Source organism: Leptospira sarikeiensis, from assembly GCF_004769615.1.
Lineage (GTDB): Bacteria > Spirochaetota > Leptospiria > Leptospirales > Leptospiraceae > Leptospira_B > Leptospira_B sarikeiensis.
The window spans coordinates 86,171-100,818 of the sequence record NZ_RQGF01000028.1 but is presented as its reverse complement, the minus strand read 5'-3'; the positions used below and the strand labels follow the sequence as shown (position 1 = coordinate 100,818).

At 39.1% G+C, this 14,648-nt stretch carries 8 protein-coding genes; 6 read left to right on the top strand and 2 right to left on the bottom strand.

From position 1 onward, the window contains the following. Positions 1 to 43 precede the first annotated feature (43 nt). Entirely contained in the window at positions 44 to 1,345 is a 1,302-nt protein-coding gene (locus tag EHQ64_RS11685) for an alpha/beta hydrolase family protein (RefSeq protein WP_246048737.1), read from the bottom strand. Between the two features lie 166 nt (positions 1,346 to 1,511). On the opposite strand from EHQ64_RS11685, the gene EHQ64_RS11680 reads away from it, so the two are divergent. Beyond that, positions 1,512 to 2,138, top strand: a complete 627-nt coding sequence (locus EHQ64_RS11680; RefSeq protein WP_135649666.1) for a TetR/AcrR family transcriptional regulator — start codon at positions 1,512 to 1,514, stop codon at positions 2,136 to 2,138. Positions 2,139 to 2,286: 148 nt separating this feature from the next. Here EHQ64_RS11680 and EHQ64_RS11675 read toward each other — a convergent pair whose 3' ends face one another. Continuing rightward, positions 2,287 to 2,775 carry a hypothetical protein gene (locus tag EHQ64_RS11675; RefSeq protein WP_135649665.1) on the bottom strand — a complete coding sequence of 163 codons (489 nt, stop codon included), beginning with the start codon at positions 2,773 to 2,775 and terminating at the stop codon, positions 2,287 to 2,289. 461 nt (positions 2,776 to 3,236) lie between these two features. Here EHQ64_RS11675 and EHQ64_RS11670 point away from each other — a divergent pair, with 461 nt between their 5' ends. From EHQ64_RS11670 to EHQ64_RS11650, 5 genes are all read left to right on the top strand, one after another. Beyond that, positions 3,237 to 3,635: a MerR family transcriptional regulator gene (locus EHQ64_RS11670; protein ID WP_135649664.1), complete on the top strand. Its 399-nt coding sequence runs from the start codon at positions 3,237 to 3,239 to the stop codon at positions 3,633 to 3,635. A 10-nt stretch (positions 3,636 to 3,645) separates the two neighbouring features. Next, on the top strand, positions 3,646 to 4,566 hold the full coding sequence (locus EHQ64_RS11665; protein ID WP_135649663.1) for a DMT family transporter: 921 nt from the start codon (positions 3,646 to 3,648) through the stop codon (positions 4,564 to 4,566). A 343-nt stretch (positions 4,567 to 4,909) separates the two neighbouring features. Then, positions 4,910 to 10,744 carry an alpha-2-macroglobulin family protein gene (locus EHQ64_RS11660; RefSeq protein ID WP_135649662.1) on the top strand — a complete coding sequence of 1,945 codons (5,835 nt, stop codon included), beginning with the start codon at positions 4,910 to 4,912 and terminating at the stop codon, positions 10,742 to 10,744. Between the two features lie 39 nt (positions 10,745 to 10,783). Beyond that, entirely contained in the window at positions 10,784 to 12,967 is a 2,184-nt protein-coding gene (locus tag EHQ64_RS11655) for a transglycosylase domain-containing protein (protein ID WP_135649661.1), read from the top strand. Positions 12,968 to 13,476: 509 nt separating this feature from the next. Further along, the gene (locus tag EHQ64_RS11650) at positions 13,477 to 14,595 is read left to right on the top strand and encodes a sulfatase-like hydrolase/transferase (RefSeq protein ID WP_167882394.1); all 1,119 of its coding nucleotides are present in this window, start codon (positions 13,477 to 13,479) and stop codon (positions 14,593 to 14,595) included. Positions 14,596 to 14,648: the final 53 nt, after the last annotated feature.

Below are 14,648 nucleotides of genomic sequence, written 5' to 3'. Positions count from 1 at the left end.
AAATTTTTTCCATAATCGCGAGATCGTATCCATTTACGTTTAATTATTTAGTTTCAAACTTTCTAATCCATTCGAAAAAATCGGCCTGCCATAAAGTTGGTGCTCCCAATTGGCAATGTTCCGCGCCACCAGATTCTCGATCGTAGACGATTGCTTGGACACTTTTTGCATTTGTTAAACTTTTCTTAAAGTTGTCTAGCTGGGTTAATGGAATAAAATGATCTTCAGCAGCAGCGAAAACAAGCACGTCTTGTTTTATGTTTCTTGCAACTTCGTTCAAAGTGAATTTTCTCATAGTTGATAACGTTTCAACTGTACTTTTTGTTCCCAATGTCCAACGGCCATTTTTGACTCCCCAGGAGAACGTGGAAGAAAATGTAGCTTTGATCTTCACTAAAATTTCTATTATACTGTAGAGTTCTCGTTTTTCTAACCATAAAGCGATTCCCGGAGTCGCGTTTTCTGCAACCTTTCCGAAATCATAAAGTACGTCATAGGCGACTAAGCCGTCGAAACGTTTTTCGAATGCGGCTGCTCTGGAGGCAAGATATCCCCCTAAGCTAACTCCGACTAGGATCATCTTATTTGGCTTAGAATGATTAATGAGAAACGTGTCCAAAACAGCGGAGGTAGGTTTTTCCCATTCGTAAGTAAAAGGTAAATTTTGATTTCGTATTATAGACCCTTGGCCGGGGCCTTCGTAGGTTAAAACGCTGTAGCCTCGTTCATATGCATTTCTTGCTAGATCAAAATACAGCTCCTCCATCGTGCCATCGAAACCGTTAACCATAACGATGAGAGGTTTCTTTTCTGAACCTTTGGGGCCTGGATAATAGATCGCATTAAGATGATATTTTCCGTAAGGGATCCGAATTTTCTCATATTGCACTGAAAGCGAATCCAATCCGGAAAAAAACGTTTTTACTTGTTTATCGAAAGCGACCGGCCTTTTCGGATCATCCGGATCTAAAAAGAATTCGGCAGTACGAAAATAATTATGAGCTCTTAGATAGGCTTGGCCACGACTGACTGGATCACTGAGCGCTTCTGCACGTTGTAATACTCGATCTCCGGTTTTTTCCCAAGCATCGAACCAACTTTGGGCATTACCTTCTTCAATATGCCGGATCGTTTCTATGATCTCTCCGGTATCTGCTCCGTCTGTCCTAATATCATTAAAGGCCCTTAGGGTTTGAAAATGATAGGCCTGATCGTTAAAGAATCTCCCTTTTTTGACGCCTCCACAATTCACGAAGACAACAAGCGCAGAAGCAACCAAGTAAATTATGTTTATGGAGAAGATATGTTTTCTCGTAAATAGCCTTTGGATCATTCGGATTTTCATTTTGTTATCCTCTTCACTTTAATTAAAATATGAACCTTGTTCATATTTATGGAACCTACTCCCGAAAGACCTGTAAATCAAAATTTACATATATTTATAATTTTTAAGCCTGGGTAAACAGGGATGGCTAACCCGTCCAGGATCAGTAGCTGAGATAAATTGAAAGATGGCCCAAAAGAAGAAAAATATCAGAAGACCTGTTCAAGATCGTTCGATTGCGAGTAAGGAAAGAATTATCAATTCAGCTTACCAATTGGTAAAAAAGAAAGGGTATGTAAATACAGGAATTAGAGATATCGCTGATTTGGCAGAAGTATCTGTTGGAACATTCTACGCATATTATAAAGATAAGGATGCGATTGGATTCGAAGTTATACGCAAATATGGAGAAGAATTTTACGGTAAACTTGCTACTGATGTTATCGCTATTCTTCCTAAAAAGGCGGATCTCAAACAGATTATTTTAGAAATACTCATCCGAATGAAAAAGATCGCCAAAGAAAATATCAAACTCCATAAAGAATTTGCGATTTTATCTTTAACGGATCCTTCTTTCGGGTCGGCTGTCAAACAGGTCGAGCAGGAGCGTATACAGGTAGAATTATCTAAGATTTTAGAATACTTTGGAAGTCAGATCCTTCTCAAGTCGAAGCCTTCTTCATTATCCGTCGCACAAAGAGTGATGGATGATATTACGACGTACATGGTCTTGCAGGGATTCTCTATATCCGATGAGGAAGTTCTGGAAGAGACTGCGGTTATGATTTCCGGATATTTGGGGAAGAAAGGGTAATTATTTTTAACGTTTTCTCGAATTTTAGGATCTCCAACAAAATCCTAAAAAATCGAAATTTTACTCAAAAATGCCAGGGATCCTAGTAATCATTTCTCGGAGAAAACTATTGGTGAGATCCCTGCCATATAAATTATCGTTAATGAAGTTAGGCTGTTCTATTAATTTTTCGCTGCTTTATGAACTGATAGATCGATCCAAGAACGAATAATACAAGAAACACAAGTAGAGTTTTTCCAATTAAGGGATCGGTTATATCTTTAGCCAATGGGTGCTCTACGGGAAGTCGAGTGAGTGTTTCGTTTGTGGTAGGAACTAACGAAAGGAAGAAGCTGAAGGATAGAAAGAAATTTTCAAAATAGCGGCTTCTGTTGTTTCCTTTCTTTTTTGCTGAAAGAAAAAATGCGGTCGCTATTGAAAAAAGAATGATTAGTGAAAGAACATGTCCCGGATTAAAACCTCCATGTTTAGAAATTCCTAATGCAGTTAATGCAGCAATTGATGTGGCGTAAAAATATATTTTTCCCGTTAGCTGTGATAGATCAATTTTGCCGTATTTTACAAACGAAATAATTGCAGCGATAATTGCAATAATCCCAATCGTAGTGTGAAATATGCCTAAGTTTGTTAGTCCCATTTTATTTTCCTTTTGTCAGGCTTTTGGATCGATTCAAATCGTTCATTCCAGAATGGACTGAATTCTTCAACTTGCGAGTTAAGAGTCAAGGCGAATAAGATTAAGAAGAAAAAGCTTATACTATACCGGGGAAAAAATAACGGATCTTGGGGGACTTTAATTATAAATAATATTTGCATTTAGGAAGTGGTATGTTTTCCGAAAACAAGATATTACAAAATGCAGCAAGATATGTCGATCGTATCTGGAGAGCTGGTTTTTACGCGTCAACTTCTGTCAAAAAGTCTTCAGGACTCTGATCCTTTCAGGAAGTAAGCACCACACTGACGGAAGCGTTCAAAGCAAACTATACTGAATAGGGTAGAATGTATTGTGAGATAATTTTTTCGAAATTTAGAGATAAATTTAGACTTAGAGCCAACTCTAGGTGAGTCTGATCTATAAGCATCCGGAGGCTCCGAATGAGCACGTTCCTAAGTATTTCGGAAATATCAGAGATCACGAATTTCAGTCCTTATACTCTCCGTTATTATGAGAAGATCGGGATCCTGCGCAAACCCGAAAGGGCACACGGAAAAGATCGGAAATATTCGGAAAAGGAAATCCGCCATCTCAAGGGCATCAAAACCCTAAAGGAAATGAATATGTCCTTGGACGATATAAAGGAATTTTTCCTGGAGGGATGTATTCTTGATAAAGTGGAAAGCGGAGAAAACTTCAAACCACCTTTGAATAAGAGGATCCGCATTTTAGAAACTCATCTGCAAAAACTGGAACAAAAGAAGAAGGATCTAGAATCGATGATCCGGCTCGCAAAATCTAAATTAAAAGAGTATGAAACTCTTTTGAAAACAGAATAGGAACTTAAAAATGTCATCTATCAAACCTTATCTTTATCTCGTATTCTTCGCCTTGATCACAGGGACCACTTTTCATGTAGCTAAGGAAGCACTTGCCTTCTTCTCTCCTAGTCTAGCCGGAGCACTTCGGTTTGTGTTTGCTACTATTTTCTTATTTTTATTTGTGCTCGTTACAGATAGAAAATTACTAAAAGTCGATAGAAGGAATTTAATCGTATTCGTTTCTCTTGGGATCATTGGTGTTTTCGGATTTAATTTTTTCTTCTTTATGGGAATGAAAAAAGCGTCTCCTATGAATGCAGCGATCGTGATTGCAGCTAGTCCGGCGATTGCGATCTTTCTCTCTTATTTCCTTTTAAACACAAAAATCAAGTTCCAACATTATTTAGGGACCTTGATCTCTTTTTTAGGAGTTATACTCGTTATTTCAGATGGAAGTATCACGGCACTTGCAAATGCATTTCATGGAGAAGGGATACTGCCTATTCTGATCGCGGCTTCTTGCTGGAGTTTTTATTCGGTAGGAATGAAGAAATATATTCCGGGAGTTTCAACAATCCAGACGACAGCCTTTACCGCCTTATTCGGAACTGTCTCTTTATTGGTTTTAACTTTGATCAACGGAGATTGGAATACGGAATTTGCGACGATCCCAAATTCGGCTTGGTTAGCGATCCTGTATATGGCCGGATTAAGTACTTTTTTAGGATATTTATGCTGGAATTACGGCATCCAAGCAGTGGGTCCAGATAAAGCCGTTATTTTCGGAAACCTGATCCCGGTAATCGCGATGTTAACTTCTTGGGTCTTGGGAGAAGCTCCGAATGTATTCGATCTTGGTGGAGCTTTCCTTGTTATCCTCGGTATCTTTATTGTAAATGCTAAGTTGCATCGGGCGAAACTTAATCAAAGGGTTGAAGTTTCTAAGTAGCATCTTGGTTACGTCCATCGTCGCTAACTAAATAAATTTGTTTTTGAAGGTTAGTTAAGCGGCGTTTTTGTTTTCCGGTTGAAACATTCCGAGACTTTTGCGTGTGAATGACCTTTTAGAAAAGTTTTAACAGTCATATATCTTGTTCTTCAAAAATGGATAATATAATAGGATCAGTAATTACTTAGATCATCTGAGCCTAAAAACATTCATTTCTCCGTAAGTATCAAATTGAAGGATCTCCAACAAAATTCGAAAAAAAACCTCAAAATCTTACTCGAAAATGGCTTAACGAAAATGCCAGGGGATTCCATTAGTAATCATTTCTCCGAGAAAATTATTAATGAAATTCCTACCTTTGAGAACCCTAAGAATCAAACCTTTCGCCATTATTGGCCTCCCTGTCTTACTCTTATTCAGTGCCACACTTTTTGCATTTGATCTTCCGTTCCGATTTCCATGGCAGCAGAAATTGGATCTGGATTTAGGAAAGTTTTCAGAACCTCCTCCTCCTGTAGACGATTCCATCTTAGTAGTATTGCAGGCGACTCCTAAAGGGAATCTTCCTTATACCGGAAGTAAGAAAGAAGTTACTATCGTATTTAATCATCCTCTCATTCCACTTACAAGTTTAGAAGAAGAGACGAAAGGAGTCTTTGAGATCAAGCCTGCAATCGCGGGAAAATTCCGTTGGTATGGGACTCGGATCTGTTCTTTTATTCCCGATGGAGAATGGATCGCTGGAAAGGAATATACCTTCACCGTTAAGGCCGGTCTGAAGTCTATTAACGACAAAAATCTCCCGAAGGAATTTCAGGAGAAGTTTATTGTACAATATCCGGAATTAGTACTTAATAATATTTCCTTATACCAGGATCGGAAAGATTATAATATCGATTATGAGGATGAAGAATACGGTTATTACTACCAAGATAATTCCGCGCCGATTCACCCTAACCAAGAGTTCCAGTTTTCTTTTAGCGAAGATGTGGATCCGAAATCTTTGGATAAAGGGATCGAACTCCAAGTAAACGGTAAACCATTCCCATTTCAGACTCGGTTTGCTAAAAATTCTAAAAGACTCGTCATTCTAAAAGCTTCTCAGGTCTTCCCGACCGATTCCTCCGTGCGCTTACTTGCAAATAAAAACGTAAAGGCAAGTAAAACGGATGTTCCTCTTTCAAAAGAATTGAGTGGAGATTTTAAGGGCCCGGAAAATCTGGCGATCAGCCTGAACGATTGTGGTTTTGAATACTTCCAAGGAAGAGGGTATTGTAAACTTTCCTTCAATAATCCAGTAAATGGAAAAACCGTTTATGATTCGGTTCAGGTCCAACCACAAGCAAGAATATTAGAAAAATATACTGGGTCTGTACGTTCGATCGGGATTTCTTCCTGGGATCTAAAATCAGGCGTAACATATAAATTTACGTTTCCTGAATCCCTAAAGGATGAATATGGGCATCGCCTAGTGGGGGATCGTGAATTTACATTTACTATGCCTGATTATCGTCCTTCTTATTATTTAAGTACATATGACTCGGTATTGGAATCGAGCCTCAAGCAGACTTTGGGAGTGGATGTAGCAAATATCCAAAGTATGAAGTTGGAGATCGCCGAAGTTCCATTCTCCTCTATTTACGATTTCGAAAGAGAATATGATACCAAATATAATTTCAATCGACTTCGCTTCAAATCTTACGAATGGAAAACAGGAGTAGGCCATCACCAGGGTGCGAAAGTCGGTCTGGATCTTTCTCCTTATTTAAAAAAGAATAAAACAGGTTGGCTCGCCGTCAAACTTTCCTCCGACGTTGTGACTGGGGAACCGACGAAACAATTTATTCAATCTACAGACTTAGGCTTAACGGTAAAGAGGTCTATGCTCGGCTCCGAAGTGTGGGTACATTCTATTACGTTAGGAACTCCTATCAAAGGTGTCTCGGTGAAGTCTTTCTCCGCGGACAAAAAACAGTTAGGGATCTGCCAAACAAATGAGTTGGGGCATTGTTCGATTATAACCGGGAGTATTTATTTAGCGGAGTCAGGAGAAGACAGATCTTTCGTAGAAGATAAGAATTACAGTGTCTCTATGTATTCTTTTTCGAATCATTTCAGTTATTCCGAGGATAATTTCTTTCTTAAAGGAAATATATACTTTGATCGTAAACTTTATAAAAAAGGAGAGAAGATGCACTGGAAGGCAATTCTCTCTGAGATTAAAAATGGTAAACTGACTCCTCTCAAAAAACAATCGGTCATAGTCAGGATTACGAATCCTCAGAACTCTGAGGAGAAATCCGATAGTTTAATAACTTCAGAGCAAGGCGGGATCTGGGGAGATTATGAAATTCCGGAAGATGCGGATCTTGGGCATTATACGATTTCAGTTACTAAAGGAAATGATACTTTCGCAGATAATACTTTCCAGGTGGAAGATTTCCGTCCTGTCAGTTTCTCAGTGGATCTAAGTGGATTGGAAGATGATAAGGTCGGTTCTAAAAAAGAGATCGGTGTCGAAGGACGTTATTTATTCGGCGCTCCCATGTCTCAGGCAATCTATGATTATAAATTAGATCGTTATAAAAATTCCAGTTATCAGGGTTATCCGGAGTATCAATTCGGAGAAGAAAGCGATTACGGCGAACAAAGAGATTATTCTCAAACCGGATTCTTTAGTGGAGACCAAAAGAAATTAGGTATCGATGGAAAGGCCAAGTTCAGCGTGGATTTAAAACCTATGTTGATTTTAGAAAAGGTTCATAAACCTTCCGTAATGGAGTTCCGCATGAGTTCTCCCTATCGAGTCACTGCTTCAGCTACGGTTCATGATAAGGACGATAAAACTGTAACCAAGACCAAGGAATTTAATGTATATGCGGGAAGTTTTTCACCCGGGATCAAGGCGATCAGTCGTTACGGAGTATATACTGGAAAATTCTATTTCAATCTAATTGCAGTAGATCCGAAGGGAGGAGGAGCCGTTACCGGCAAATCTGCGGTGGTCCGTGTTTTAAAACGTGTTTGGAGCTCCGTGAAAACGAAGGGACCAAGCGGTTCCTTCCAAAGCAAGAATACTCTTACGAATGAACTCGTTTCCCAATCGGAAGTGGTACTTTCTTCTAATCCGATCGATTTCGTTTATCAACCGACTTCTCCGGGTTCTTATAGCATTACTGTCCAGGAGAAAGGAGGGATGGGATTTGCTAAGGTGCTATTCTATGCCTATGGTGGAGAGGCGGTTTATTGGGACTCTAAGGATGATAGTACAGTAGGGCTCGTTCCGGATAAGACAAATTACAAGCCTGGAGACATTGCGAAGGTTTTAGTTAAATCGAATTTTCCGAAAGCTAAAGCGATCGTGACTGTAGAAAGAGAAAAGGTACTTTGGCAGAAAAGTATCGATCTGACCCAAGCAGGAGTTCCATTGGAGATCCCGATTAAAGAGGAATATCTTCCAAATGTATATGTGGGGGTAACTCTGATCCGACCTAGGACTTTTCCTGCCGATTCACTTAGTCCCAAGGAAAAGAAAGATTTCCTAGAAAAGGATCTAGGAAAACCGGAAATAAAGACTAATGTAATTAAGCTGGATGTTTCCAACGAATCCAAACGTTTGAAATTGGCAATTCATGCTGAGAAGGATTATTATCGTCCTGGAGAAACTGTTAGACTTTCAATCGAATCGGAACCGAATGCTGAAATTTCCTTAAGCGTTGCAGATAGAGGAGTTCTAGATCTAATCTCTTATTCCTATGAGGATCCGCTTCATTTCTTTTATAAGAACTGGCCGCTATCCGTGGGAATATTAGAAATACGGAAACTATTGATCGACCAATTCTATGCGGCCCAAAAAGGAGAGAATCCGGGAGGAGACGCGTACGGGAACGGGTCAGGAGGATTCAATGTGGATTCCGAAGACGGGACTAGGAAGAATATACGTTATACGGCGTTTTGGTCTCCGAATATCATAGTTGGAGCCGACGGAAAGAAGAATATCGAATTCAAACTTCCGGATAATCTCACTACGTTCAAGATCATGGCAACCGGAAGTTTGAATGGAAAGTATGATGAATTCGAGAAAGAATTTAGAGTAGCTAAACCTACTGTCTTACTCGGCAACACACCTAGATTCATTCGTTCAGGGGATTCGATGGAGATCGGTGCTACGCTCATCAACCAAACCGGAAATAGCCAGGAATTCAAGGTTTACTTGGAGAGCCCTTATCTAAGATCCGATGAACTTACAAAAAAAGTTTTCGTATTCAAGGATGAGTCGGTAGAAGTCACTTTCCGTGTTTCTTTAAATTATAAACTGATCGAATTGGAAAAAAATTCGGAAAAGACAAAGAAGGATTTTCTTCCAATAGTAAAGGGCGTATTAGGAGCTGAGCCTACCAATTGGCAGAGATACATCGATAAAAAGGTCCCTCAATCGGAATATAAGGATCGTTTGGCTTTCAAATTCCCGATTAAGGAATCCAATCCGGAAGAAGCATTTGCTCTTTCTTGGTTTACTGAAAAAGAAGAAAAAGAAGCGGTAAAATTCCCAAGTCCGAGTGGGATCGAGCCAGGTTCAGGTTTTTTGAATATTCGGTTTTCAACAAGTGCTCTTATCGGTTTAGAAAAGGGTTTCCATTTTTATCAGACAAATCCTTATCTTTGTGCGGAACAGAGAACCTCTGCTTTTTTATTAGCGATGACGTCCGGAAACTTGCTGGAAGACTTCGGGTTCAAACCTGCCGATTCTAGCGGATACAATTTCTTTAAGATCAAGGACCAGTTCTTAGATGAGATTGATGATTTTCAGAATTCAGACGGTGGATTCGTTTTTTGGAAAGATACTAACTTCAAACAAATCTCGGATCCTTATTTGAGCGCGCATATCATGTTCACTTTGCAGACTGCAAAGAAAGCAGGATATTCGGTGAACGCTTTTATGTATTCTAAAGGGATCTCTTATTTAAAAAGTTATGTAAAGGAACCGCCTAAGGACGGTTATTCCTATGTCCTTGAAACTTTAGCCTATATTGCATATATTCTTTCAGAAGAGGGTATTTACGATAAAGGGATTATATCGGTATTATTGGATAAAGAAAAGTCACTCTCTATCCGAGCCAGGGCTTATCTTGCTATTGCGGTCAGTAAAATTGAAAAAGTAAAAAATTACAAAGAAAATAGTACTACCAAACTTTTGATAGAACCCATTTTGAATTCCATGGAGATCACGAATGAGAATGTTTTTGTAAAAGAACATAGTTGGGGAAGTTACAGAGGTGCGTTCTATACTCCTTCCTCAAGTTTAGCGATTGTTTTGAGAGCATTGATGATCCTTGATCCAGGAAACCCTTTGATCCCTAAGATCGTTTCCGCAGTGATCGGGGATAGAAACAATAGTTATTGGGTCGATAGCCAAAGTACGGGTGTTATGGCTTATAGCCTTAAGATGTATCGCGACATTTACGAAAAGAATTTCACCGAGGAGAAAATAATGAGCGCCTCCATCGGGAACAAACAGATTGCGAAGACTACATTCCCACCGAACGAATTACGATCCGCGAACTTTACATTTTCTTTGGATGATCTTTACTCTTCGGTGACTCCGGGAACAGTTCAAGATTTTATCATACGAAATGAAAAGGCTTCGGGTAGAATGTATTATCGAGCTTCTTTAGAATATAAGCCGATCCTACCCAGGGTAAAGGCGAGAGACGAGGGGTTTGAAGTTCATAGAGAGATCTTCGATATTTCCGATAAATCCAAGGCATTCCCTTTCGGACGTAAGATCAAAAACGATTTCATAAGAGGTAAAATTTATCTGGTGAAATTGATGGTGATCAATCCGAAACCAGCTAGGCAATTCGTATTGACCGATCCAATCCCTTCCAACATGGAAATCCTGAATCCTGAATTCGATACGGAAAGTGTTTCATTAAATTTGCCAAACAAGACTTTTGATGAAGAATACTATTGGAATTATACCGGAGAAAGGACCGAATACAGAGACGATCAATTTCTGTTAACTGCAAATTATCTTTGGGAGGGCGCGCATGAGTACTTCTATTTCTTAAGGCCTACTCAAAAGGGAACTGCAAATTTTCCTGCTGCACAGGCAAAGCTGATGTATGAGCCGGAAATTTTCGGACGGACTGCTGGCGGTCCGATTAATGTCCGTTAGGTTATAAGATGGGACAGTTGAGGTTTTCCGAGGCCAATCATGCTTTGGTTTGAATTCTATCTGATCCCAATACTCTTTTTTATCCTAAGGCTATTACCGTCTAACGAAACTTATTTAAAAGGGGAACAGTCTCTTTCATTCTATTCTTCGGAAATGATCGCGATGAACCGTTTCCCTACAAAAGAGGAAGAGACATTCACAGAATGGACCCCTCTTTCCGAATATCCTGAAAACCTGAAAAGTACGATTCTGGAATTGGAAGACAAGAGGTTCTATTATAGTATTGGAATAGACCCGATTGCGATCCTTAGGGCTTCGTATCAAAATTATTCCCAAGGTCGTATTGTTTCTGGAGGTTCTACGATCCATCAGCAATTGGCCCGTATTATTTTTGCTTCTAGACTATCTAAGAATATCTATCTTCGCAAATTGCAAGAGATCGTATATGCAATATATTTAAACCTTAGATTTGATAAGGACAGGATTTTAGAAGCATACTTAAATCGAGTTCCTACAAAATTCAATCAGTCCGGCTTCTCTGTGGCTTCCAAACGAATCTTGGCTAAGGATGTACATTTTCTGACTCGGGAAGATTCGATCTCTCTAGTCCTTCTTCTTAGAAATCCATCTATGACTAGGGAATCCTTCTCAAAACGATACGGATCCGTTCGAAGTAATATGTGCAAAGAATGTTCTATGGATATTTCTCAAATCGAATCGGGAATATTCGAAAATAGCCAGTCTTCAAGCGGTTCTAACGGAACGGCCGCTTCTCATTATATCGATTGGATCCGAAAAGAATATCCAGATCTGTCCGGAAAATTTCGATCAGAATTGTCGTTAAATTTGACCGAGACGATCCGCGGGATCTTGGCCGCGGAACTTTCCTATCTAAAACAATTTAGGGCCAATGATGGAGCCGTATTAGTATTAAGAAAAAGTGAAGAAGACGGTGGGATTTTAAAATTGGTTTCGATGGTAGGATCCAAGGAGTATAGAGAAGAAATTTCAGGCCAGGTAAACGGTACGGTCGCCTTGAGAAATGCAGGAAGTACATTAAAACCTTTTTTATACGCGCTCGCGATGGATAAATTCGGATACAAGCCAAGCACGATGTTGAGCGACTCCGAGGTAAGTGTAAAAGTGGATTCCGAATCTAGCTTTCGTCCCAAAAATAGCGATCTTAGTTTTTGGGGTAGAATGACTTTGAGAGAAGCTTTGGCCTTATCCAGGAATACTCCCGCTTATCGAATGGTGCAAAAATTAGGGATCGATTTTTTTCTTCGTTCTTTGAAAGAAGTAGGGATGACCCATCTAACGAAGGAACCGGAATATTATGGGGCCGGGATCGCATTAGGCGTCGGGGAATCGAATTTAATTCAGCTCTCAAGAGTATATTCTATTTTTATTAATGAAGGAAAGCTAATGCCTGTTCGATTGGGAAGAATGGAGAATGGAGATACAGTTGATTTTGGTTCGGAGAAAAAAGTCCTAAGTTTAAGGAGCGCCGTCCAGATTAAACATATACTTGCAGACAAAGAAATTCGTCGTAGGGTGTTCGGGACGAGAAATTTTCTGGATTTTCCCTTTGCAGTTGCGGCAAAGACTGGGACTTCCAAGGATTATCGCGACTCTTGGACAATCGGTTTTACTGAAGATTATATCGTTGCCGTTTGGGTTGGGAATTTTAACGGAGAAAGGACTGCAAATATCTCGGGCGCCTTTGGTGCAGGTAGAATTTTCCAATCCGTCATGAGACATCTATACAAAGAGAAGAAACATACCTTTAGGTATCCTTCCGAATTCGAAGAGAGGACGTATTGCAGATTAAGTGGATCTCCGGCTGGGGAAAATTGTCTAACGTATCGAGAATTACTCCCTAAATCAGATCCGAATCAAGAAATTTGTAGATTGGACCATCATAAGAACTTTTCGGAACTGAATCTTTCTCTTGAAAATGTTCCTTCGGTCTTGTCTCCATCGGAAGGAGAAACATATATAATCGATTCCAATCTACCTAGCAAGCTGCAGAAAATCCCTGTTCGGATCCTATATCCGGGAGAAGGGCAGAGTGAAGGATATTTTTATGAGATTGACGAACAAGGAAGAAGGCCTTTCTTTGCGGATGTTGAGATGACGATTTCCTTGGGTAAAGGTGCTCACCGATTTGCGATCTATCGCGATCAAGATATATTAGAAGAATTTTATTTTAAAGTGGAATAGAGATGTTTCGGCGATCCGGATTTTACTTGATCTTTCCAATCATTTCTTTGCTTACATCCCACTTAGGTTTGATTGTGGGTCCCGGAATTTTTCGGATCTCGATCTTTCTTTTTATAACGATCTTCCTATTAACAATTTTATTATTTGTCGCTTTGTATGTTTTCGAAAAGAAAAACAGACTTCTCTATTTGGATTATGCTCAAATTCTATATTCAATTTTTATTCTTTTGATCTTTTATATTTCCGGAATTTCGTATGAGAACTTGAAATTAATTCCAAATTTTGGTTTAACATCGTATTTCCTCCAAAATCTGGGAATTTTATATCAAGATGCTTTTTTTGCGTTTAGTAGGTTAGGTTTCTTTTATCATTTATGGTTTATATCCTCAGCGGTAGCTTGCTTTTACTTCATACCGAAAATCGACAGGCTATTTTTGCAAAAAGGTAGGATCGGATCCCCAACGATCCCAATTTTAACTCTACTTATAGTAGCTGGGAGTTACCTCTTGTTGTTTTCGGATAAGTTAGTTTCTAACCCGAATAAAATGGTCTTGGATCGCTTTTCAAGATCCAATTCAAATACCAAGCCTCAACGGAATAAAAATATAATCATTTTTCTATTGGAAGGAATTAGTAAGGAAGCTTTTACTAAAGTAGATCTGTCTTCATTTAAAAATTGGGAAGAGATAGAATATTTCTTTGTGCCTATTCCTCATAGTTCGAATTCTCTCTTTTCTTTGATTACTGGGAATTACTCCGATTCTAGAAGGGAACCAAATTCTGAAAATACGAAGTCTGCACAACCTATAACATCTGAGTTTGAAAGAGCAGGTTATAAGATACGGTTTCTATTCTCGGGTGCAGGTTATTTCGAAAATATACAAAGGATGATGCAGGATTGGAGAATTCCTTTGTATGACCGAAATTACTTTAGAAATAATGCGAAAAAGAATTACAAAGAATTTCAATGGGGCCTGGAAGATTCGGTCCTTATCGATTTCGCATCTGATTTTTCTCAATTAGATCCCTCTCCTTATTTATATATTTTATATTTTACGAATACTCATTCTCCATATTTTAATCCGCATCCGGAGAAGTTTTATAGATTTGAGGAAGATTCGGATTATGGAAGATACTTAAATTCTTTGGAGTACGAGCTCCATCTCGTGGATTCTTTCGTGAGAAAAAACGAAGATCGATTCCCGAACCAGACGATCTATTTGCTTCTTTCGGATCATGGAGAATCTTTCGGAAAATTCGGCGTTTATAAGCATGGGTTTTCGATTAAAAACGAGGAAGTACGAGTTCCTTTTCTTTATTATTCTCCTGAGTTTTCGATACCGAGTGCGGAGAAAGGTGGGATCCATGACGTGTTTCCATCCTTATTAGAACTTTTGGATTTTGGTTCTTATAAGGAGAAGAATGGGACCTCTTTCTTTGATCCCGACTACGAATTTCGTATGCCTCTTTATCCATGGGGGCCAAGAAGTTCTAAAGGGGTTTTGTATAAGGATAAAAAATATATTTTAGAAGAGAATAGCAGGAGTCTTATCGAAAGTGATTTGGACGAATCTGAGATGAAAGAATCAAGAGATCCTAATATTCTGAAATTATTACAAAAACTTTGAAGACAGATAGTGAAGATATTACGGTTGATAACTTTGCCTGAGAGGTAGTAGTT

Coding starts and splice junctions, on each gene's coding strand:
- EHQ64_RS11670 (WP_135649664.1), top strand. CDS start 3,237: ATGAGCACGTTCCTAAGTATTTCGGAAATATCAGAGATCACGAATTTC.
- EHQ64_RS11680 (WP_135649666.1), top strand. CDS start 1,512: ATGGCCCAAAAGAAGAAAAATATCAGAAGACCTGTTCAAGATCGTTCG.
- EHQ64_RS11660 (WP_135649662.1), top strand. CDS start 4,910: ATGAAATTCCTACCTTTGAGAACCCTAAGAATCAAACCTTTCGCCATT.
- EHQ64_RS11685 (WP_246048737.1), bottom strand. CDS start 1,345: ATGAAAATCCGAATGATCCAAAGGCTATTTACGAGAAAACATATCTTC.
- EHQ64_RS11665 (WP_135649663.1), top strand. CDS start 3,646: ATGTCATCTATCAAACCTTATCTTTATCTCGTATTCTTCGCCTTGATC.
- EHQ64_RS11655 (WP_135649661.1), top strand. CDS start 10,784: ATGCTTTGGTTTGAATTCTATCTGATCCCAATACTCTTTTTTATCCTA.
- EHQ64_RS11675 (WP_135649665.1), bottom strand. CDS start 2,775: ATGGGACTAACAAACTTAGGCATATTTCACACTACGATTGGGATTATT.